General features: G+C 64.1%; 19 protein-coding genes. 10 read left to right on the top strand and 9 right to left on the bottom strand.

Annotated elements, in window-relative coordinates; genetic code table 11:
• The first annotated feature begins 1 nt into the window (after position 1).
• The 3 genes from leuS (at position 2) to holA (ending at position 4282) form a co-directional block, all read left to right on the top strand.
• Complete coding sequence (leuS, locus tag I6F21_RS24870; protein ID WP_225183546.1) at positions 2-2650, top strand: leucine--tRNA ligase; 2649 nt, start codon at positions 2-4, stop codon at positions 2648-2650.
• The gene (gene lptE / locus I6F21_RS24865) at positions 2637-3188 is read left to right on the top strand and encodes an LPS assembly lipoprotein LptE (RefSeq protein ID WP_036003091.1); all 552 of its coding nucleotides are present in this window, start codon (positions 2637-2639) and stop codon (positions 3186-3188) included. The genes leuS and lptE overlap by 14 nt, the downstream gene beginning before the upstream one ends.
• A gap of 65 nt (positions 3189-3253) precedes the next feature.
• On the top strand, positions 3254-4282 hold the full coding sequence (gene holA, locus I6F21_RS24860) for a DNA polymerase III subunit delta (RefSeq protein WP_036003093.1): 1029 nt from the start codon (positions 3254-3256) through the stop codon (positions 4280-4282).
• Positions 4283-4442: 160 nt separating this feature from the next.
• On the opposite strand, the gene I6F21_RS24855 is transcribed toward holA, so the two are convergent.
• The 7 genes from I6F21_RS24855 to hemJ all read right to left on the bottom strand — a co-directional run bounded on the left by I6F21_RS24855 (position 4443) and on the right by hemJ (position 13202).
• Complete coding sequence (locus I6F21_RS24855) at positions 4443-5330, bottom strand: ParB/RepB/Spo0J family partition protein (RefSeq protein ID WP_036024286.1); 888 nt, start codon at positions 5328-5330, stop codon at positions 4443-4445.
• A 149-nt stretch (positions 5331-5479) separates the two neighbouring features.
• Positions 5480-6346: a ParA family protein gene (locus tag I6F21_RS24850; RefSeq protein ID WP_025033064.1), complete on the bottom strand. Its 867-nt coding sequence runs from the start codon at positions 6344-6346 to the stop codon at positions 5480-5482.
• 28 nt (positions 6347-6374) lie between these two features.
• A complete protein-coding gene (gene rsmG / locus I6F21_RS24845) occupies positions 6375-6980 on the bottom strand; it encodes a 16S rRNA (guanine(527)-N(7))-methyltransferase RsmG (protein WP_225183582.1) in 606 nt (201 codons plus the stop codon).
• A gap of 191 nt (positions 6981-7171) precedes the next feature.
• On the bottom strand, positions 7172-9052 hold the full coding sequence (gene mnmG, locus I6F21_RS24840; protein ID WP_225183545.1) for a tRNA uridine-5-carboxymethylaminomethyl(34) synthesis enzyme MnmG: 1881 nt from the start codon (positions 9050-9052) through the stop codon (positions 7172-7174).
• 529 nt (positions 9053-9581) lie between these two features.
• Positions 9582-10937, bottom strand: coding sequence for a tRNA uridine-5-carboxymethylaminomethyl(34) synthesis GTPase MnmE (gene mnmE, locus I6F21_RS24835; protein WP_225183544.1), 1356 nt, complete (start codon positions 10935-10937; stop codon positions 9582-9584).
• 309 nt (positions 10938-11246) lie between these two features.
• On the bottom strand, positions 11247-12512 hold the full coding sequence (gene rho / locus I6F21_RS24830; RefSeq protein WP_008133567.1) for a transcription termination factor Rho: 1266 nt from the start codon (positions 12510-12512) through the stop codon (positions 11247-11249).
• A 255-nt stretch (positions 12513-12767) separates the two neighbouring features.
• On the bottom strand, positions 12768-13202 hold the full coding sequence (hemJ, locus tag I6F21_RS24825) for a protoporphyrinogen oxidase HemJ (protein ID WP_036003118.1): 435 nt from the start codon (positions 13200-13202) through the stop codon (positions 12768-12770).
• Between the two features lie 461 nt (positions 13203-13663).
• On the opposite strand from hemJ, the gene I6F21_RS24820 reads away from it, so the two are divergent.
• Genes I6F21_RS24820 through dnaQ form a run of 4 tightly spaced genes read left to right on the top strand, consistent with a single transcriptional unit; the run spans position 13664 to position 16502 of the window.
• The gene (locus I6F21_RS24820) at positions 13664-14509 is read left to right on the top strand and encodes a pyruvate, water dikinase regulatory protein (protein WP_036003121.1); all 846 of its coding nucleotides are present in this window, start codon (positions 13664-13666) and stop codon (positions 14507-14509) included.
• A 9-nt stretch (positions 14510-14518) separates the two neighbouring features.
• The gene (locus I6F21_RS24815; protein WP_057025980.1) at positions 14519-15127 is read left to right on the top strand and encodes a Maf family nucleotide pyrophosphatase; all 609 of its coding nucleotides are present in this window, start codon (positions 14519-14521) and stop codon (positions 15125-15127) included.
• Between the two features lie 23 nt (positions 15128-15150).
• Positions 15151-15750, top strand: coding sequence for a dephospho-CoA kinase (coaE, locus tag I6F21_RS24810; protein ID WP_036024292.1), 600 nt, complete (start codon positions 15151-15153; stop codon positions 15748-15750).
• A 29-nt stretch (positions 15751-15779) separates the two neighbouring features.
• On the top strand, positions 15780-16502 hold the full coding sequence (gene dnaQ / locus I6F21_RS24805) for a DNA polymerase III subunit epsilon (RefSeq protein WP_036024295.1): 723 nt from the start codon (positions 15780-15782) through the stop codon (positions 16500-16502).
• Here the strand turns inward: dnaQ and secB are convergent.
• Positions 16493-16981: a protein-export chaperone SecB gene (gene secB / locus I6F21_RS24800; protein WP_036003132.1), complete on the bottom strand. Its 489-nt coding sequence runs from the start codon at positions 16979-16981 to the stop codon at positions 16493-16495. The genes dnaQ and secB overlap by 10 nt on opposite strands.
• Before the next feature lie 397 nt (positions 16982-17378).
• On the opposite strand from secB, the gene I6F21_RS24795 reads away from it, so the two are divergent.
• The 3 genes from I6F21_RS24795 to I6F21_RS24785 are packed head-to-tail and all read left to right on the top strand — an operon-like array spanning position 17379 to position 20183.
• Positions 17379-18086, top strand: a complete 708-nt coding sequence (locus I6F21_RS24795) for a Tim44/TimA family putative adaptor protein (protein ID WP_225142264.1) — start codon at positions 17379-17381, stop codon at positions 18084-18086.
• Entirely contained in the window at positions 18064-19596 is a 1533-nt protein-coding gene (locus I6F21_RS24790) for an MltA domain-containing protein (protein WP_225183543.1), read from the top strand. The genes I6F21_RS24795 and I6F21_RS24790 overlap by 23 nt, the downstream gene beginning before the upstream one ends.
• Positions 19593-20183, top strand: a complete 591-nt coding sequence (locus I6F21_RS24785) for a Smr/MutS family protein (RefSeq protein WP_036003140.1) — start codon at positions 19593-19595, stop codon at positions 20181-20183. The genes I6F21_RS24790 and I6F21_RS24785 overlap by 4 nt, the downstream gene beginning before the upstream one ends.
• 400 nt (positions 20184-20583) lie before the next feature.
• Here the strand turns inward: I6F21_RS24785 and I6F21_RS24780 are convergent, their stop codons facing one another.
• A complete protein-coding gene (locus tag I6F21_RS24780; protein ID WP_225183542.1) occupies positions 20584-21708 on the bottom strand; it encodes a hypothetical protein in 1125 nt (374 codons plus the stop codon).
• Positions 21709-21718 lie beyond the last annotated feature (10 nt).

Below are 21718 nucleotides of genomic sequence, written 5' to 3'. Positions count from 1 at the left end.
CATGACCTCCGAACGCTATAACGCCCGCGACGCCGAACCGCGCTGGCAACGCCTCTGGGACGAGCAGGCGATCTTCGTCTCCAAGAACGACGATCCGCGGCCGAAATATTACGTGCTCGAGATGTTCCCCTACCCGTCCGGGCGCATCCATATCGGCCATGTCCGGAATTACACGCTCGGCGACGTTCTGGCCCGCTTCATGCGCGCCAAGGGGTTCAACGTGCTGCATCCGATGGGCTGGGACGCCTTCGGCCTGCCGGCCGAGAACGCCGCGATCGAGCGCAAGGTCGCGCCGAAGGCCTGGACCTACGACAACATCGCCGCGATGAAGAAGCAGCTCCGCTCGATCGGGCTGTCGCTGGACTGGTCCAGGGAGATCGCGACCTGCGACCCCTCCTATTACAAGCACCAGCAGAAGATGTTCCTGGATTTCCTGCGCGCAGGGCTTGCCGAACGCGAGAAGCGCAAGGTGAACTGGGACCCCGTCGACATGACCGTGCTCGCCAACGAGCAGGTGATCGACGGCCGCGGCTGGCGCTCGGGCGCCGTGGTCGAGCAGCGCGAGATGAACCAGTGGGTCTTCAAGATCACGAAGTACTCGCAGGAGCTGCTGTCGGCGCTCGACGGGCTGGACCGCTGGCCCGACAAGGTGCGGCTGATGCAGCGCAACTGGATCGGTCGTTCGGAAGGCCTGTTGATCCGCTTCGCGCTGGATGCGGCGACGACGCCGGCCGGCGAGAGCGAGCTGAAGATTTTCACGACGCGGCCGGACACGCTGTTCGGCGCCAAGTTCATGGCGATCTCGGCGGATCATCCGCTGGCACAGGCCGCCGCCGCAAAGAACCCTGAGCTTGCGGAGTTCATCGCAGAGATCAAGAAGATCGGCACCGCGCAGGAGATCATCGACACCGCGGAGAAGCAGGGTTTCGACACCGGCATCCGCGCGGTGCATCCGTTCGATCCCACCTGGAAGCTGCCGGTCTATGTCGCCAATTTCGTGCTGATGGAATACGGCACCGGCGCCATCTTCGGCTGCCCGGCGCACGATCAGCGCGACCTCGACTTCGTCAACAAGTACGCTCTCGGCAACACGCCCGTCGTGTGCCCGGAAGGCCAGGATCCGAAGAGCTTCGTCATCACCGACACCGCCTATGACGGTGACGGCCGCATGATCAATTCAGAGAATAAGTTCATTCATCTGAATGGGCTTACTCCAGCGCAAGCATTTGAGCTTGTCGCTAAGGTGCTCGCCTCGACACTGCTCGGCAATGCTCCCGTTGCCGAGCGCCAGGTGAATTTCCGCCTGCGCGACTGGGGCATTTCGCGCCAGCGCTATTGGGGCTGCCCGATTCCCGTCATTCACTGTCCGAAATGCGACGTGGTGCCGGTGCCGGATGCCGACCTGCCCGTGAAGCTGCCGGACGATGCGACCTTCGACAAGCCGGGCAACGCACTCGATCATCATCCGAGCTGGAAGCACGTCACCTGCCCGCAATGCGGCGGCAAGGCGCAGCGCGAAACCGACACCATGGACACGTTCGTGGACTCGTCCTGGTACTTTGCGCGCTTCACCGATCCCTGGAACGAGGCTTCGCCGACCACGCCTGCGGTCGCCAACCGGATGCTGCCGGTCGACCAATATATCGGCGGCGTCGAGCACGCGATCCTGCATCTGCTCTACAGCCGCTTCTTCACCCGCGCGATGAAAGCGACCGGGCATATCGCGCTGGACGAGCCGTTCGCCGGCATGTTCACGCAAGGCATGGTGGTGCACGAGACCTACCAGAAGGCCGACGGCAGCTATGTGCAGCCGGCCGAGGTGAAGGTCGAGGTCGGCGGCAACGGACGCCGCGCCACGCTGCTGACGACGGGCGAAGACATCGCGATCGGCCCGATCGAGAAGATGTCCAAGTCGAAGAAGAACACGGTCGACCCCGACGACATCATCGAGACCTATGGCGCCGACGTCGCCCGCTGGTTCATGCTGTCGGACTCCCCGCCCGACCGCGACGTGATCTGGAGCGACGAGCGCGTCCAGGGTGCCTCGCGCTTCGTGCAGCGGCTGTGGCGGCTGGTGAACGATGCCGCCACCCTCGGCAAGGCTGCGCCGGCAGCCCGGCCGGCCAGCTTCGGCCCGGACGCCACCGCCTTGCGCAAGGCCGCCCACGGCGCGCTGGACAAGGTCACCGCCGGCATCGAGCGGCTGCACTTCAACGTTTGCCTCGCCCATATCCGCGAATTCACCAATGCCTTCTCGGAGGTGCTCCAGCGCCCCGGCCAACCTGCCCCGGACCTCGCTCCAGATTTGGCTTGGGCGATCCAGGAGGCCAGCCAGATCCTGGTCCAGCTGTTCTCGCCGATGATGCCGCATCTGGCCGAGGAGTGCTGGCAGGTTCTGGACCGAAAGGGGCTGGTTTCGGAGGCCGATTGGCCGCAAATCGAACGCGATTTGCTGGTTGAAGACAGCGTGACCCTGGTGGTGCAGGTCAACGGCAAGAAGCGAGGTGAGGTCACAGTTGCAACAGCGGCCCAAAATCCGGAAATCGAGGCTGCCGTTTTGGCCCTCGATGCGGTAAAGCTGGCCCTGGACGGCAAGCCCGTCCGCAAGGTGATCATCGTTCCCAAGAGGATCGTGAATGTTGTCGGCTAGGACCCGTATCGCAGCCCGCTTGCTGGCAGTTGCCGCGCTGGCGGCGCTGACGGCCGGCTGCTTCCAGCCGATGTATGCCGAGCGCAGCGACGGCACCCCGGGCCTGCGCGAGAAGCTGATGGGGGTCGAGCTGCCCCCGATCAACAAGCCCAATGCTTCCCGCGAGGCCCGCGTCGGCGTCGAAATCCGCAACGCGCTGGCCTTCAAGCTTTACGGCACGGCGACGGGCATGCCGCCGACCCACCGGCTCGACATCCGCTTCACCACCAGCCGCTCCTCCCTGATCGTCAGCTCCGCAACGGGATTGCCGACCAGCGAAAATCTCGGCATCGACGCCCAGTACAATCTGGTCGAAGTCGTAACCGGCAAGTCTGTGATGACCGGCTCGACCTTCTCGCGCGTGTCCTATGACATGCCGGGGTCCTATCAGCGCTTCTCGCGCACCCGCGCCGTGCGCGATGCCGAAGACCGGGCCGCCAACGAGATCGCCGAGAACATCACCACCCGGCTCGCCTCGTTCTTCACCGCGGGAACGTAATACGCTTCCGTCATTCCGGGTTCGCCTTCTGACGAGGCATTCCGGAATGACGAGTATCGGACGATATGGTCGCACTGCGCGGAAAAGAGATCGACGCCTTCCTCGCCCGCCCCGATGCGGGCCGTCCGATCATCCTGCTCTACGGTCCCGATGCCGGCCTCGTGCGCGAGCGCGCCGACGCGTTGATCGCGTCCGGCGTCGACGATCCCAACGATCCGTTCTCGCTGGTCAAGCTCGACGGTGACGAGCTCTCCGCCGAGCCGTCGCGCCTGGTCGACGAGGCCATGACGGTGCCGCTGTTCGGCGGCCGACGCGCCATCCGCGTTCGCGCCGGCTCGCGCAGCTTTGCCTCCGGCATCGAGACTCTGGCCGAGATGAACGTGAAGGATTGCCGCATCGTGATCGAGGCCGGCGAGCTCCGCCCGGAATCGCCGCTGCGCAAGGCCTGCGAGAAAGCCAAGACCGCCGTGGCGATCGGCTGTTATCCCGACACCGAGCGCGATCTTGCCAAGCTGATGGACGACGAGCTGCGGATCGCGAATTTGCGCATCGCGCCGGACGCCCGCGCGGCGCTGATGTCGTTCCTCGGCGGCGACCGTCAGGCCTCGCGCAATGAGCTGCGCAAGCTGACGCTCTACGCCCATGGCAAGGGCGAGGTCACGCTGGATGACGTCATGGCCGTGGTCGCCGATGCCTCGGAGCTGAAGCTCGATCCGATCGTCGACGGTGCCTTCGCCGGGCGGCCCGACATCGTCGAGACCGAGTTTGCAAAGGCAATGATCGCCGGGACCTATCCCGGCGTGATCATCTCGGCCGCGCAGCGCCAGGCCGCGTGGCTGCACAAATCGGCGCTGGCGATTGCCGACGGCACGCCTGCCTCCGCCGTGCTCGACGGCGGCTTTCCGCGCCTGCATTTTTCACGAAAGCCCGCGGTCGAAACCGCGCTGCGCAATTTCAGCCCGGCGCGGCTCGCCGCTGTGATCGAGCAGCTGGCGACCGCCGCCCTCGACACGCGCAAACAGTCCACCCTCGCCGCTGCCATCGCCCAGCGCGCGCTGATGGCAATCGCGGCGAATGCGAAACGGCGGGGCTAGGCCTCCGCTCTCACCACGTCATTGCGAGCGCAGCGAAGCAATCCAGAGTCCCTCCGCGGAAAGATTCTAGATTGCTTCGTCGCTTCAGCGCAAAATTGCTTCGCAATTTTGTCGCGAGCTCCTCGCAATGACGCGTGGAGAGAGTGGCGTCAAAATGGCGCTACAGCGCGCCCTTGGCCAGCCGCTTCATCACCTCGTCGAGCTGATCGAGGTTGCGGTAGTTGATCTGCACGGAGCCGCCGGGATCGCGGTGATTGACGGTGACCTTGAGGCCGAGCGCGTCGCTGACGCGCTTCTCCAGATCGATCGTATCGGGGTCCTTCTCCTTGCCCCCGCTGGCGCGCGCCTTCTGCGGCTTGCGCTCCGGCACGCCCTCTTCATGCGCAAGCGCCTCGGCCTGGCGGACGTTGAGACCTTCCTCGACGATGCGCTTGGCGGCGGCGAGTGGATCGGGCACGCCGATCAGCGCGCGGGCGTGGCCGGCCGTCAGCTCGCCGGTCGCGATGAAGGCCTGCACTTCCGCCGGCAGCTTGGTCAGCCGCATCATGTTGGCGACGTGGCTGCGGCTCTTGCCGACGACCTTGGCGATGTCCTCCTGGCTGCGTTTGAACTCGTTGGCGAGCGCATGATAGCCCTGCGCCTCTTCCATCGGGTTGAGGTCCTCGCGCTGCACGTTCTCGACGATCGCGAATTCCAGCGCATCGCTGTCGCTGATGTCGACCGGGACGATCGGCACCTCGTGCAGCCCGGCCATCTGCGAGGCGCGCCAGCGTCGTTCGCCGGCAATGATCTCGAAGCGGTCCTGCGCGCCCTTCACCGGACGCACCACGATCGGCTGGATCACGCCATGCTGCTTGATGGACTCCGAGAGCTCCTTCAGCTCGGTGTCCGAAAAGGTGCGGCGCGGGTTGCGCGGATTCGCCTTGATGAATTCGATCGGCACCTTGCGCTGCGCGCGCGGACGATCGACATGCTGAGCCTCGCCGCCGACGTCACCGATCAGACTTGCAAGACCCCGGCCCAGTCGCGAACGCGCTTCGTCGGCCATCGCCAGCTCCCTTGGATTCACGGTGCAGCACTCCAGAACTGAATTTCGAATCGTAGGGTGGGTTAGCGAAAGCGTAACCCACCTCCTCTGTTTCCACTGAGATAGACCGTGGTGGGTTACGCCTTCGGCTAACCCACCCTACGGCAGCGTCAATGCGTGGTGCGCAACTCGCGCTCGCGCTGGATCACTTCGGTGGCGAGGCGCAAGTAAGCTTCGCTGCCGACGCATTTGAGGTCGTAGACCAGCACCGGCTTGCCGTAGGACGGCGCTTCCGAGATGCGCACGTTGCGCGGGATCATGGTCTTGTAGACCTTCTCGCCCATGAACTGGCGGACGTCGGCGACGACCTGGTTCGACAGGTTGTTGCGCGAGTCGAACATGGTCAGCACGATGCCGTGGATCGACAAGTTCGGATTGAGCGTCGAGCGCACCTGCTCCACCGTCTGCAACAATTGCGACAGACCTTCGAGCGCGAAGAACTCGCATTGCAGCGGCACCAGGATCGCATCGGAGGCCGCCATCGCGTTGACCGTGAGCAGGTTGAGCGAGGGCGGGCAGTCGATCAGCACGTAGGTGTAGTCGGCGTCCGGCGAGACGTTGTTGTTGAGCGCACCGATCGCGTCGCGCAACTTGAAGGCGCGGCCGGGCGTGGTGCCGAGCTCGAGCTCGAGGCCGGAGAGATCCATGGTCGATGGTGCGATGTGCAGCCGCGGCACCGCGGTCGAGACCACCGCCTCGCGCAAGGCGGCTTCGCCGATCAGCACGTCGTAGGTCGAGCAGGAGCGGTTGCGGCGATCGATGCCGAGGCCGGTCGAGGCGTTGCCCTGGGGATCGAGATCGACGATCAGGACGCGCTCGCCAATCGCCGCGAGCGCCGTACCCAGGTTGATCGCTGTGGTTGTTTTCCCCACCCCGCCCTTTTGATTCGCCAGCGCGAGGATGCGCGGATGGCCGTGGGGGACCTCGTCGGTCTTTTGGGCCGTCTGTTCTTGCTGCGGTTCGTCAATCACGCTCATCGCAATTCCCCACTCACCCCTCAACGCCTCAGCTGCGCCGTTCGGCGGCATCGAGCTCCACGATCCAGCCGTCGCCCGTGCGGCTTTGGTGGAGCTGCGGCCGAATATTCCAATATTTAGCGGCTTCGGTCAATTCAGCCTCTACATCTTGACCCTTGGGAAACAACGCTTTTGCGCCCTGGCGCATCAGCGGCTCCGCAAAGCCGATGAGTTGATGTAGCGGAGCCAGCGCACGCGCGGTGACGCAATCGACGGGGCCGGTGATTCTATCCACATTATCCCCGATCTCAGCGAGATGTACGACTCCCGGAGATGTGGTGACGCGGATCGCTTCGCGCAAAAAAGCGGCCTTCTTGGCGATTCGCTCGACCAGATGGACGCCCGCGCCAGGCGTGCCGGCCATGGCGCAGGCGAGCACGACGCCGGGAAATCCGCCGCCGCTCCCGAGATCAGCCCACCGTTTTGCAGCCGGTGCGAGATCGACGAGCTGGAGCGAGTCAGCGATGTGCCGGGTCCAGAGGTTTGGCAAAGTCGATGGCGCGACGAGATTGGTCTTGGCCTGCCACTCCCGGAGTAGCGCGATGTAGTGATCAAGCCGCTCCTCGGTTTCACGTGAAACGGGAGCGAGCTTCATAGCGGCGGTCTTGTCAGCGGCGATAATCGAATCGAGCACCTTGTCGTTGGCCGCGGCCTTGCTGATCTTCGGGCTGGCCACTCCAGGTTCACTTCGCTGCCCGGCGCCCTCACCCGCTCCGGGTCTTCGCGATGGCGGTCGATCTCCGCCCGATCCGCGCTGTTTCACGTGAAATGCCTATGCGATTGGCTTTATGCGATTGCTTTGGAAGTCTTCCGTGCCTCGCGGCGGAGATAGGCCGCGAGAATGCCGAGCGCCGCCGGCGTCATCCCGTCGATCCGGCCGGCCTGGCCGACGGTGAACGGTCGTGCCTTCTCCAGCTTGGCGCGCACTTCATTGGAGAGACCGGGCACGAGCTGGTAATCGACATCCGCCAGCACCATACCCTCGTCGCGCCGGAAGGCTTCGACGTCGGCGCTCTGGCGCTCCAGGTAGACGTCGTACTTGGCGTCGATCTCGAGATGGGTCGCGATGACGGGATCGATGGCCGACAGCTCAGGCCAGATCGCGCGGACCTGGCTCCAGCCGATCTCCGGATAGGCCATCAGCTCGAACGCCGAGCGGCGTTGGCCGTCCCGATTCAGCGACAGCCCATGCTTGATGGCTTCGTTCGGGGTGATGGTCAGGGACTTCGACAACGTCCGGGCAGCGTTCAGGGCGTCCATCTTGGCGCGATGATGCCTGATCCGGGCGCTGCCGACACATCCCAGAGCGATCCCTTTCTCGGTCAGACGCTGGTCGGCATTGTCGGCCCGCAGGGTCAACCGGTACTCGGCCCTGGAGGTGAACATGCGATAGGGCTCGCTGATCCCGCGGGTGACGAGGTCGTCGATCATCACACCGAGATAGCCGTCGGCACGGTCGAACACTGTGAGCGCGGCACCGCTGGCGGAGAGCGCGGCATTCAGGCCGGCGACAATGCCCTGCCCGGCGGCTTCCTCATATCCGGTGGTGCCATTGATCTGCCCGGCCAGGAAGAGACCGCGCAGACGCTTGGTCTGGAGGGTCGGATCGAGCTCGCGGGGATCGATGTGGTCGTATTCGATGGCGTAGCCGGGACGGACCATCCTCACCCGCTCCAGGCCGGGGATGCTGGCGAGGATCGCGAGCTGGACCTCTTCGGGGAGCGAGGTCGAGATGCCGTTGGGATAGACGGTCGTGTCGTCGAGCCCTTCCGGCTCCAGAAAGATCTGGTGACCGTCGCGGTCGCCGAAGCGGACGATCTTGTCCTCGATCGAGGGGCAATAGCGTGGACCGGAGCTCTTGATCTGGCCGGAGTACATCGGGGAGCGATGGACATTGGCCCGGATCACCTCATGGGTCGCGGACGTGGTCCGGGTGATCCCGCACTGGATCTGCGGCGTCGTGATCCGCTCGGTCATCACCGAGAACGGCTCCGGCGGCTCGTCGCCGGGCTGCATCTCGACTGCGGACCAGTCGATGGTGGTGCCGTCGAGACGCGGCGGCGTCCCGGTCTTGAGACGTCCAAGAGTGAAGCCGGCGCGCTCGAAGGAGCTGGAAAGGCCCATCGCAGGCGCCTCGCCGACGCGTCCGGCGGGCCAGTTCTTCTCGCCGAGATGGATGAGACCGCGGAGGAAGGTGCCGGTGGTCACGACAACGGCCCCTGCCCGCAGCTCCCGGCCGTCGGCCAGGCGAAGCCCGGTCACCCGGCCATCGACTACGACCAGCCCGTCGGCTTCGCCCTCGATGACGGAAAGACCTTCGGTCTGGCGGATCGCGGCCTGCATCGCCGCCGCATAGAGCTTGCGGTCGGCCTGGGCCCGCGGCCCGCGGACGGCCGGACCTTTCCGACGATTGAGAACGCGAAACTGAATGCCGCCGGCATCGCCCACACGGCCCATCAGGCCGTCGAGGGCATCGACCTCGCGGACCAGATGCCCTTTGCCGAGCCCGCCGATGGCGGGATTGCAGGACATCGCGCCAACGGTCGAGAAACGGTGCGTTACCAGAGCGGTCGTCGCACCCATCCGGGCAGACGCAGCCGCGGCCTCACAGCCGGCGTGGCCGCCGCCGATGACGATGACGTCGAAGCTCTCTCGCTCTGTTCGCATGGACGGACTTCTAGCTTAGGGGCGAGAAAGCCGGAAGTAGAAACTCGGGGTCACATGTTCCACGTGAAACAGGCGCGGCCCAAGTCGGAAGCACTTTAGCGAAAACAACCCCATGCACAGTAGGAGCTGCATTGATCCGTTATGGTGTTTCACGTGAAACAAGATCGGGGGCTTTACGGCCCGTGATGTCGTCGTCCTGTTGTCCCGCCATGGGAGCCATCAGTCGGACGCAAGGCAATCGCCACATACCCGTCATTGCGAGCGCAGCGAAGCAATCCGGAAATCCCTCCGCGGAGACAGTCTGGATTGCTTCGCTGCGCTTCGCAATGACGAGGTTGGCGGCCCCGGCTATCACTTCGACTTTCACCACACTGAAGTATGTCAGATCGCAACGGGACGGCATTGGTCCGCTGGTGCTCGTGCTGTTTCACGTGAAACAACTCGAAACCACTGCGCCGAACTGGCCCCCCCGTTTCACGTGAAACAGAAGAAACGGAACAAGGGCTCGTTCTACAATGAAGGACTAGCCCTACTTTCCAATGCAGAATTTCTGAAAGATGGCGCCGAGGACATCTTCAACGTCCACTCGGCCCAAGAGCCGGCCTAGGGCATAGACGGCGGCCCGCAGCTCTTCGGCCGCGAGCTCCTCGCCGTGTTCTACAAGGTCCAGACTCCGGCGCAAGCTGTCTGAGGCCCGGCTCAACAATTCGCGCTGGCGCGCCCGGGTCACCATGGCGCCCTCGGTGGTTCCGAAGAACTCCGAAGCGAATTTCACCAGCGCCTCGACCAGCTCAGGCATGCCGTCGCCCCGGCTTGCCGAGATCCCGAACTCGCTCGGCCTGGCTGCTCCGACCCTGCCGAGATCAATCTTGTTGCGCACGATCCAGACCGAGCCGCCGGACGGAACAGCACCGTCCGCCAATGTCCAGCGCGAGCGCATTGTATCCGGATCGACGGCTTGTCCGCCCTCCACCAGCCACAGCACCAGGTCGGCGTCCTCGGCGCGCGCGCGGGCGCGGCGCACGCCTTCCTGCTCGACCGGATCCTCGGTCTCGCGGATGCCAGCGGTGTCGATGACCGTGACGGGATAGCCGTCGAGGTCGAGCTGCACCTCGATGACGTCGCGCGTCGTGCCGGCATGCGGCGAGACGATCGCGACCTCGCGGCGCGCGAGCTGGTTGATCAGCGTCGACTTGCCGACATTCGGCTCGCCGGCGATGGCAACGACAAGGCCCTCGCGCAGCCGTTCAGAATGCCCCTGTGCCGCAAGCACTTTCGTGATTTCGTCGTGAAGCGCTCTGATCGCTTTCACCGCCGGCGCCCGCAGCTCCGCCGGCACGTCGCCTTCATCGGAAAAATCGATGCCGGCCTCGATCAGCGCGGAGGCCTCGATGATGCGCTCGCGCCAGTCGCGCGCACGGTCGCCAAGCAGGCCCTGCAATTGGCGCAGCGCTTGGCGGCGCTGGCGATCGGTGTCGGCGTGAATGAGGTCGTCGAGCCCCTCGGCCTCGGTCAGGTCGAGCTTGCCATTCTCGAAGGCGCGGCGCGTGAACTCGCCGGGGTCGGCCGCACGCGTATTCGGGATATCGGAAATTGCAGCGAAAAGCGCCGCCAGCACCGCCCGGCCGCCATGAACGTGAAACTCGGCAACATCCTCGCCGGTCGCGCTGGCCGGTCCTGGAAACCAGAGCACGACCGCATCGTCGATCGGCTGGCCCGCCCCGTCCCGGAGTAGCCGACGGCTCGCCTGTCGCGGCGCCGGCAGCCGGCCCGCGAGCGCCGTCAACGCCGCGCCGGCTTGCGAGCCGGAGACGCGGACCACGGCGATCGCGCTGGGCGCCCGCCCGGATGACAGCGCGAAAATGGTCTGGTCTCGTGGATGCATAGCCTATTTGTCCGGCTGCGGCCGAAAACGCAAACGTCCGTTTCTCGCGATCGAGAGCAACCGGATTTGCTGCACCAGGTTCTGCAGCAAATCGATTTTGCACCGCAATATAACCGCAGCATTCTGCTGCAGTTGGCCTGATCGCAGGAGGAGGCCGACTAGGATTTCAAGAATTACCTTTCAATATCAACAGTTTAATGAGAAACCTAGGTCGGGCATCGGCTGCCACTCATGCTGCACCTTCGCTGCAGCAAAGCCGCAACAAAAAGGGGCGCCCGAAGGCGCCCGGAAGTCTTTATTGCAGTGCACTCAGGTGTTCATGGAGTCGAAGAACTCCGAATTGCTCTTGGTCGAGCGCAGCTTGTCGAGCAGGAAGTCGATCGCGTCCATCGTCCCCATCGGATTGAGGATGCGGCGGAGCACGTACATCTTCTTGAGCACCTGCGGATCGGTGATGAGCTCCTCTTTGCGGGTGCCGGAGCGCGAGATATCGATCGCCGGGAAGGTGCGCTTGTCCGAGACCTTGCGGTCCAGGATCAGTTCGGAGTTACCGGTGCCCTTGAACTCTTCGAAGATGACTTCGTCCATGCGGCTGCCGGTATCGACCAGCGCGGTCGCGATGATGGTCAGCGAGCCGCCCTCTTCGATGTTGCGGGCCGCGCCGAAGAAGCGCTTCGGACGCTGCAGCGCGTTGGCGTCGACACCGCCGGTCAGCACCTTGCCGGATGACGGCACCACGGTGTTGTAGGCGCGGCCGAGGCGCGTGATCGAATCGAGCAGGATCACGACGTCGCGACCGTGCTCGACCAGGCGTTTTGCCTTCTCGATCACCATCTCGGCGACCTGAACGTGGCGCACCGCCGGCTCGTCGAAGGTCGAGGACACGACCTCGCCCTTCACCGAGCGCTGCATGTCCGTGACTTCTTCCGGACGCTCGTCGATCAAGAGAACGATCAAATAGCATTCGGGGTGATTGTGCGTGATCGAATGCGCGATGTTCTGCATCAGCACGGTTTTACCGGTACGCGGCGGTGCCACGATCAAGGCGCGCTGGCCCTTGCCGATGGGCGCGACGATGTCGATCACGCGTGCAGACAGGTCTTTCCGCGTGGGATCGTCGATCTCCATGCGGAAACGCTGATTCGGAAACAGCGGCGTGAGGTTGTCGAAATTGACCTTGTGCTTGGCCTTTTCCGGATCCTCGAAATTGAGCGTGTTGACCTTCAGCAGCGCGAAGTAGCGCTCGCCCTCTTTCGGGCTGCGGATGTGACCTTCGATGGTGTCGCCGGTGCGCAGGCCGAAACGGCGGATCTGCGAGGGCGACACGTAGATGTCGTCAGGACCCGGCAGATAATTCGCGTCGGGCGAGCGGAGAAAGCCGAAGCCGTCGGAGAGAACTTCGACGACGCCCTGGCCGACAATATCGGTCTCGGCGAGCGCCAGCTGCTTGAGGATGGCGAACAGCAGCTCCTGCTTGCGCATGGTGCTGGCATTCTCGACCCCATTCTCCTCCGCGAACGAGACGAGCTCGGCCGGCGTTTTGGACTTGAGGTCTTCGAGTTTGATTTCCCGCATTGGGGTGGTCCTGTGGGGTAACCTGAAAAGAGGGGGTGCGAGGAGGCTCTGAAATGCGGACGCGAGCAGGTGCAGGTAAGGTCCGCAGGTCTGGCAAGGTGAACGCCGGTGAGGCTTCAATCCTGATGCGGGGTCCGGCCTCTGGAAGGCTCGGACACAACCACATCCGCCTGCGTTGGGTGGGATATCGATAATATAGAAAATCGCCTAGCGCTCCGCAAGCCGAAGCGCTGAGCGAATCGTCGCGCAGTTTGCCTAGAACGGCTTCACGATCACCATGATAACGATGAAAATCATCAGGACGGTCGGCACCTCGTTGATAATCCGATAGAATTTCTGGCTTCGCGGGCGGCGATCGGCGGCGAAATCCTTGACCCAGCGTGAAAAATAGCCGTGGACCGCCGAGAGCACTAGGACCAGTGCCAGTTTGACGTGCAGCCAGCCGAACGAGAACCAATGGCCGGACCAGGCGAGATAGAGCCCGGCGAGCCAGGTGACCATCATCGCGGGGTTGATGATCGCCTTGAGCAGCCGGCGTTCCATCACCTTGAACGTCTCCGACTGCTTCGAGCCGATTTCGGCCTCGCAGTGATAGACGAACAGCCGCGGCAGGTAGAGCATGCCGGCCATCCAGGAGATGACGGCGATCACGTGCAGCGCCTTGATCCAGAGATAGACGTCTTCGAACATTTTCGGGGGTCCGGCTTGCTGCCCAGCGCGGGGAACGCTGGGGATAGTAAGAACCCGTTAAGGTCTTACCCCGCACACATATCCCTCCGTAGCGCCTTCCTCAAATCTAGAATCTTAGATTCTTAAGGTTTGAGTCTATGTGACCGTGGATTGGACTCACGCAATTCCGTCCGCGCGTTCACGCGCGCTTGTTCACATCCATCCACATATTCCGGACAGCCTTTGTCGACTTCCGATAAGTCAGCCGGCTTCAAAGGCTTGCGCGATTGTATCGGCAGCTTATCAAGGGACTTGTCCGCGCAATCCCGCTTCCCTCTCGGCGAGGCGTCGGATTTGTCCTGACCGGCAGCGGTGTGAAGAAAATCACGCCTTGTCCCGCCCCTGGTGTCGCACATCCCTTTCCGAGAGGTTAAGCTCCACAGAAATCCACAAACCACCCCAACGAAATTCAAAGGGTTTTTGTGCCGACCTCGAACAATTATTTCCATCTCCACCTGGTCTCGGACTCCACGGGTGAGACGCTCATCACCGTGGCGCGCGCGGTCGCGGCCCAATACGCCAACGTGACGCCGGTCGAGCACGTCTATCCGCTGGTGCGCAGCCAGAAGCAGCTCGACCGCGTGCTTGATGAGATCGAGGAAGCGCCAGGGATCGTGCTGTTCACGCTGCTCGAGAAGGATCTGGTCGCCAGACTCGAGGATAAGTGCAAGCAGATCAATGTTCCGAGCCTGTCGATCATCGGACCGGTGATGCAGCTGTTCGAGGCCTATCTGGGAGCAGCGACCACCGGCCGTGTCGGCGCCCAGCACGTGCTCAACGCGGAATATTTCAAGCGCATCGATGCCTTGAACTACACGATGATCCATGACGACGGTCAGCATGTCGAAGGGCTCGACGAGGCCGACGTGGTACTGGTCGGGGTGTCCCGGACATCGAAGACGCCGACATCGATCTATCTCGCCAATCGCGGCATTCGCACCGCCAACGTGCCGCTGGTGCCGGGCATTCCGGTGCCCCCGCAATTGGAGACGCTGACGCGGCCGCTGGTGGTCAGCCTGCACGCGACGCCGGAACGCCTGATTCAGATCCGGCAGAACCGCCTGCTGTCCATGGGCGCCGAGTCCAGCAGCGGTAGCGATACCTACACCGACAAGCAGTCGGTCACGGAGGAGGTCGCGTTCGCGCGCAAGCTGAGCGCCAAGCATGACTGGCCGCTGCTGGACGTCACGCGCCGCTCCATCGAGGAAACCGCGGCGGCGATCATGAAGCTGTATAGCGATCGCCAGCGCAACCGGCCGTCCGAGTAAGTGTCGCCGATGAGTCTGTGGCGCGGCAAAAGTCCGTTGATCCTGGCCTCGCAAAGCAGCGCGCGCAAAATGCTGCTGGGCGATGCCGGGCTCGACTTCGAAGCCGTCACCGCCGATATCGACGAGCGTGGCATCCAGGCCGCGTCAAAGCTCTCCAACCCGCGCGAGATCGCCCTGCTGCTGGCCCGCGAAAAGGCCAAGGCTGTTTCTGCCTGTTATCCCGGACATTATGTGATCGGCGCCGACCAGACGCTGGCGCTTGGGAGCCGTCTCTTCAATAAGCCGGCAGGCCGCACCCAGGCGCTGGCGCAATTGCGCGATCTCGCCGGTCAGACGCACGAGCTGAATTCCGCCGTCGCCGTGGCGCAGGATGGCAGGATTCTCTTCGAGGACGTTTCCGTGGCGCGCATGACCATGCGGGGAATGAGCGAAGCCGATCTTTCGGCCTATCTCGACGCCGCGGGCGACGCTGTGACCAGAAGCGTCGGCGCCTATCAGCTCGAGGGCCTCGGCATCCATCTGTTCGAGCGCATCGAGGGCGACCATTTCACCATTCTCGGCCTGCCGCTGCTGCCGCTGCTTGCGTATCTGCGCAGCGAGCAGCTAATTGCGGTGTAGATGCGAGAGAAGGCTGGGTGCTGATGCGAATTCTCGGACTGACCGGCTCGATCGGGATGGGCAAATCCACCACCGCGACATTGTTCGCGGAGGCCGGCGTCCCCGTCTACGACGCCGATGCCGCCGTGCATCAGCTCTATGAGGGCGAGGCCGCTCCCGCGATCGAGGCCGCCTTCCCCGGCACCACCGCGAATGGCAAGGTCGACCGGCAAAAGCTGTCGGCGCGTGTCGTGCACGATCCCGCCGCGATCAAGCAGCTCGAGCAGATCGTTCATCCCATGCTCGGCGCGTCCCGGCAGAAATTCTTTGCCGACGCCGAGGCCGCCAAGGCGCCGGTCGTGGTGCTGGACATCCCGCTGCTGTTCGAGACCGGCGGCGAGAAGCGGGTCGATGCCGTGGTCGTGGTCTCGACCTCGCCCGAGCTGCAGCGCCAGCGGGTGCTGGCGCGCGGCACGATGGACGAGGCCAAGCTCGATGCCATCATCGCCAAGCAGATGCCGGATGCCGAGAAGCGCAAGCGGGCCGATTTCGTGGTGGATACCTCACACGGACTTGACCCCGTACGGGCCCAAATCGCGCACATCCTGGCCGAGGTCGTTAAGATGCCGCAGCGGCGGACCTGATTCGCCGCCTCACACGGCTTCCAAGAGACATGCGCGAAATCGTCCTCGACACCGAAACCACCGGCCTCGATCCGCTGCGCGGCGATCGGTTGGTCGAGATCGGCTGCGTCGAGATCTTCAACCGCATGCCGACCGGACAGACGTATCACGTCTACATCAACCCCGAGCGGGACATGCCGGCGGAAGCGTTTGCGGTACACGGATTGTCGTCCGAATTCCTGGCGACCAAGCCGTTGTTCCACGAGGTCGCCGACGACTTTCTGGCGTTCATCGGCGACGCCCCGCTGGTGATCCACAACGCCTCGTTCGACATCGGCTTCATCAACGCCGAGCTCGACCGCATCAAGCGCGCTGCGATCCCGCGCGAGCGCCTGGTCGATACGCTGCTGCTGGCGCGTCGCAAGCATCCCGGCGTGTCCAACCGGCTCGACGATCTCTGCTCGCGCTATTCGATCGACAATTCACACCGTACCAAGCACGGCGCGCTGCTGGACGCCGAGCTGCTCGCCGAGGTCTATGTCGATCTGGTTGGAGCGCGGCAGTCGCAGCTGCTGCTGGCCTCGGACGCCGAGGAGATCAGGGTCAATAGCGCCGGCGATGCGCCGCGGCGGCAACGCCCGGTGCCGCTCGCGCCGCGGATTTCCGAAGCCGAGCGCGAGGCCCATCGGGCCTTCATCGCAACGCTCGGCGACAAGGCGATCTGGAACGAGTACCTGCCCGCTCCAGTCGCGCTGGCGGCGGCTCAGGCCTGACCGGCCTGTCCGCCCTGAGCGGCCATTTGCCGCTCCATGTTCTGGCGGTACAGACCGACGAAGTCGACCGGATCCAGCATCAGCGGCGGGAACCCGCCATCGCGCACCGCCGTCGCAATGATCTCGCGTGCGAACGGGAACAACAGGCGCGGGCACTCGATCATGACCAGCGGGTGCAGGTTCTCCTTGGGCACGTTGACGATCCGGAACACGCCGGCATAGGCGAGCTCGAACGAGAACATCACTTTACCGGCGGTCTCGGCTTTGCCCTCGACCGACAACGTCACCTCGAATTCCTGTTCACTGAGATTGTTGGCGTTGACGTTGATCTGGATGTTGATCTGCGGCGGCTGGCTCTGCGGCTGCAGCGAGCTCGGCGCGTTGGGATTTTCGAACGAGAGGTCCTTGGTGTATTGCGCCAGCACGTTGAGCTGGGGAGCCTGGGCCGCCTCGGGAGGGGTACCGTTACCGTTGGTCATGAAAGTGTCTCCTTACCCGATTGGGGCTGAATTTCGCGGCGGTTGGCTAACATAGGGCCGGCTCGTTCCACAAGGACGAACGGTCCCGGACCGGGAATTCGGGCCGCAATCGCGCCTTTGACGTTCCTCCTGCCTTTTCCGCGAAATTTCGCCTTAAACGATTGAAGATGCGCCATTTCCGGGCAGGATCGGGTTTCCCCTTAAGCATAAAACGCGCTACACTTGGCGCTGTGCCAAAAGGCGCCATTGGCCGGGCCAGATTTCGTGCCTACATCCCACGGACCTGACGTGGACCCAAAATGGTGATGTAGACTTGCCGTTTATGTAAGGAACGGTCTACTGGCCGGATTGATTTTCCCGGCAACGAGCCCTGCAAAGACCAGAAAGCGAATACGACGTGGACATCTACACCATCATATTCCTGGCGCTGGCCGTCTTCATCTTCTTGCGGCTGCGTAGCGTGCTGGGGCAGCGCACCGGCAACGAGCGGCCGCCGTTCGATCGCACCGCCGCCCGCAACGCGCTCGGAGGCGCCCAGGACAACAACGTCGTGACCATGCCGGGCAAGGTGATCGACCAGGCCCCGCTGGCGCCGACGGCCGAGCCGACCGCGCCGGCCGATCGCTGGAAGGGGCTGACCGAGCCGGGCACGCCGCTGGCGCAGGGTCTCGATGCCATCGTCGAGAAGGATTCCAGCTTCGACCCGCGCCATTTCCTCTCGGGGGCGCGCGGCGCCTACGAGATGATCGTGCTCGCTTTTGCCAATGGCGACCGCCGCGCGCTGCGCGATCTGTTGTCGTCGGACGTCTATGAAAGCTTCGACGCTGCGATCAAGGAACGCGAGAAGAACGAGCAGAAGACCGAGACGCGGTTCGTGTCGATCGACAAGGCCGAGCTCGTCGGCGCCGAGTTGCGCGATCGCAGTGCGCAGCTCACCGTGCGCTTCGTCTCGCAGATGATCTCGGCCACCCGCGACAAGGCCGGCAACATCGTCGACGGCAGCGCCGACACGGTCGCCGATATCACCGATATCTGGACTTTCGCCCGCGACACCTCCTCTCGCGATCCGAACTGGAAGCTGGTTGGCACCGGAAGCGCGAATTAAGATCTTCCTGAAGAACGGCGCGACGGCGCTTTGCGCAGCTGCCGTCGCGCTGTCGTCGTTTTCGCTCGGTGCCGAGGCGGCGCGGCGTCACCATCGCAGCCACCACCATCTGCCGCGAACGCCTGCCGCTCCGCCGCGGGCCTTGCCCTATCCGCAGCTCACCCTGCCGTTCGAAATTCCCGGCGCGCAATATCTGCCGCTGGCCTGGGCGGACGTGAAGGGGTGGGGCGACGACAATCATCTCGCCGCGTACAAGACCTTCCGCGCCAGCTGCAAGCCGATCAATGCGCAGAACGGCGAAGCCAAGGCCGAGCCCAAAGCTTTGGGCACATCGCTGGGTGAGCCCTGCCGCGTCGCTAAAACGCTCGATCTCGCCGACGACGGCAAAGCGAAGACCTTCTTCGAGGAGAATTTCACGCCGCTGCGGATCTCGCGGCTCGGCGAGCCCGAAGGCTTCGTCACCGGCTATTACGAGCCGGTGCTGGAGGGGTCGCGCACGCAGTCCGATGTCTACAACGTGCCGGTCTATCGCCGTCCCTCGAACTTGTTTGTGCGCGGCTACAAGCAGGATGCGCTCAGCCTGCCCAACAAGGGCCCGGTCTATCGCAAGATCGGCCGCCGCAAGCTGGTGCCCTATTACGACCGCGGCGAGATCGAGGACGGCAAGATCGCCGGCCGGGGGCTCGAGATCGCCTGGCTGAAGGATCCGACCGATCTGTTGTTCGCGCAGATCCAGGGCTCGGCCCGCATCAAGTTCGACGACGGCAGCTCGGTTCGACTCAATTACGACGCCTATAACGGCTATCCCTACACGGCGGTCGGTCGCATCCTGATCGAGCGCGGCATCATCCCGAGAGAGGAGATGTCGATGCAGAAGATCAGGGAGTGGATGGCGCAGAACCCCGACGGCGCCAAGGAGCTGCGCCGCGCGAACCGCGCCTACATCTTCTTCCGCGAGGTCAACCTCTCCGACAAGGAGGAGGCAGTCGGCGCGCAAGGCATTCCCTTGACCGCGGGGCGCTCCATCGCGGTCGACAAATCGCTGCATGTCTACGGCACGCCGTTCTTCATCGAGGGCGAGCTTCCGATCGAGTCAGAACGCGCCAAGACGCCGTTCCGCCGGCTGATGATCGCGCAGGACACCGGCTCTGCCATCATCGGGCCCGCACGGGCCGATCTGTTTTTCGGCGCCGGCGCGGATGCCGGCCGTGTCTCCGGCCGGCTGCGCCACCCCATGCAATTCGTGATGCTGGTGCCGAAGAGCCTCGATCCCGCCCCGCGCGCCGCGAAGCTGCCGATCCCGGACCCAAGGCCCGCCGAGAAGATCGCAAAGCTGTTTCCGCAGACCGATCCGGCGAAGACCGGCACGCCCGTCGCCGCGGCGGCGCAAGGCAAGACCGAAACGATTGCCGTCGCCGGCCCGGTTCCGCTGCCGGTGCCGCGTCCCGCGATCGAGCCTGCCCCTGAGCCGCGCCGTCCGGCAAAGAATCGTCCTCATCGCCCGCAATGAAACGGCCGTCCCGTCCGCCCGTGCTGGAGCCTCGCCCCTCGCCGCGCCGTCGCGCGCTGAGCGAGGAGGAGCGCGAGCTGTGGGATCTCGTCGCAAAGCATGTCAAGCCGCTGCGGAAGCATCGCGCGGCCAAGGCGCATGCTACCCCGCGCGCCGAATCTTCGCCCGGGTCCCAGGTGACGAGGACTTCGCCACCGTCAAGGCCGGTTGCCGCTGCACCGGCGCCGCGCGCTGCAAAGCCGTCGATTCCGCCGCTAGCGCCGCTCGGCAAGCGCGAGCGAACCAAGCTGTCGCGCGGCCGCAGCGAGATCGAGGCACGGCTCGATCTGCACGGCATGACCCAGATGCGCGCCCATCGCGCGCTGGCCGGCTTCCTGCACCGCGCCCATCAGGACGGCCTCACCTTCGTGCTCGTCATCACCGGCAAGGGACGCAGTGGCGGCGAAAGCGGCGTGCTCCGCCGCCAAGTGCCGGAATGGCTCAGCCTGCCGGAATTCCGCGCCTTCGTAGTCGGCTTCGAGGAAGCCGCGATCGGCCACGGCGGCGAGGGGGCGCTGTATGTGCGGATCAGGCGGGCGAGAGGGTAGCAGTCTCGGCGCATGCGGCTTCCCTTGCCTCTCCCGCTTGCTTGCGGGAGAGGCCGACGCGCGAAGCGCGGCGGGTGAGGGTTCTCTCCTCTTGGGGAATCCCTCTGTGGAGACACCCTCTCCCCAACCCTCCCCCGCAAGCGCAGGGCAATCGCATATGACTTGTGGCGGCGGTCTGCGCGCACGCCTCGTCCTTCGAGACGGCGCTGACGCGCCTCCTCAGGATGAGGCTAATCGGCGTCAGTGCCCGTTGAAACTGCCACCGCGCACTCCGACCTCATCCTGAGGAGCCCGCCTCAAGCGGGCGTCTCGAAGGATGGCCGCAGGGAAAATCTCAAATGCGATAGCCCTGCCCGCAAGCGGGTGAGGGAGCTCACCTTCTCTGAGGCTGGGTCTACCTCTAAAACGGTCGGATGATTCCGACGCGTGGTATCAACGTGAGGATCAAACCGAAAATGCTGGTCTTGCGATCCTCCGCCGGAATCGGCGCTGCTTCCTGCTTGGCCGGCAGCATCTTCACCGCGTGAAGGATCAGGAACATGCAGACCGCCCAGTTCGAGATCCAGCGTGAATAGTCGAACACCATCGCGAACATCACGAGATAGGCGACACTGATGGCGACCAGTGCTGCGATGACGAGCCGCTTGTGCAGATCGCTGGCGAGCGCGCCGATCAGGCTGGCAAAGAAGCGCCACAGCGGCGCGTGCAGCCAGATCAGAGCTGCGAACACGGGCACGCCGAGGATGTTGTGCGGCAGGCGGCCCCAGGTGTCGGCAACCTCCTTCGCCAGCGGCTGGTACCAGATGTAGGCGAATTGCAAGAGGTCGATGCGCGCAGGATCGGCCATCCGGCTTTTGAGATAGGCGACGAAGTCCGCTTCGGGGACCGGCATCGTTCCCAGAAACTGCGCGGCGAAGAACAGCGCGGAGACAATGGCGAGAGCGACCCCGCCGAAGACAACATTGCTGCGGTCACAACCGTAAGCAAGGTAATGCCGGATCACGACGATGGTGATGATCGTCGGCACGTACATCAAGAGATGAATGTGATGGATCAGCACGAGAACGATCGAGAACAGCGCAGCCGTCGCCACGAAGACCAGCGAGCCCGCCGGCATCAGCAGCAGGATGATCGCCAGCGCGCAGCCATAGATGTCGAAATGGCCGAGCGTGTGCATGAAGTTCTTGAGGAAGAACGGCGAGCCCGCGGTGAAGACGAACAGCGGCAGCGTTCTCGCGGAAAAACCGAACGTCTTCTGGAACAGCCTGGCATAGAGGCCCAGCGTTGCCAGCCACGTCGCCCCGCCGAGCGCGAACACTGGCCATACCGGCACCTTGTCGGTGAACAGCGCGACGATTGCCCCGATCAGCGCGCGCTTGATGAAGCCGAAATGATAGTCGACCAGGAGATGGATGTAGGGGACGTAAGGCGGCAGCTGGATCTTGTGAATGAGCACGCCGACGATGACCGCCGCGTTGATCGCGAGCAGGAGCCGCCAGGGATTTTGCAGGATGCGTACGGTCACGCCGCATCAA

This window comes from Bradyrhizobium sp. NBAIM03, assembly GCF_020194055.1.
Classification (GTDB): Bacteria; Pseudomonadota; Alphaproteobacteria; order Rhizobiales; family Xanthobacteraceae; genus Bradyrhizobium; species Bradyrhizobium yuanmingense.
The sequence above is the reverse complement of the archived record's forward strand: the minus strand, read 5'-3'. Positions and strand labels throughout refer to the sequence as shown.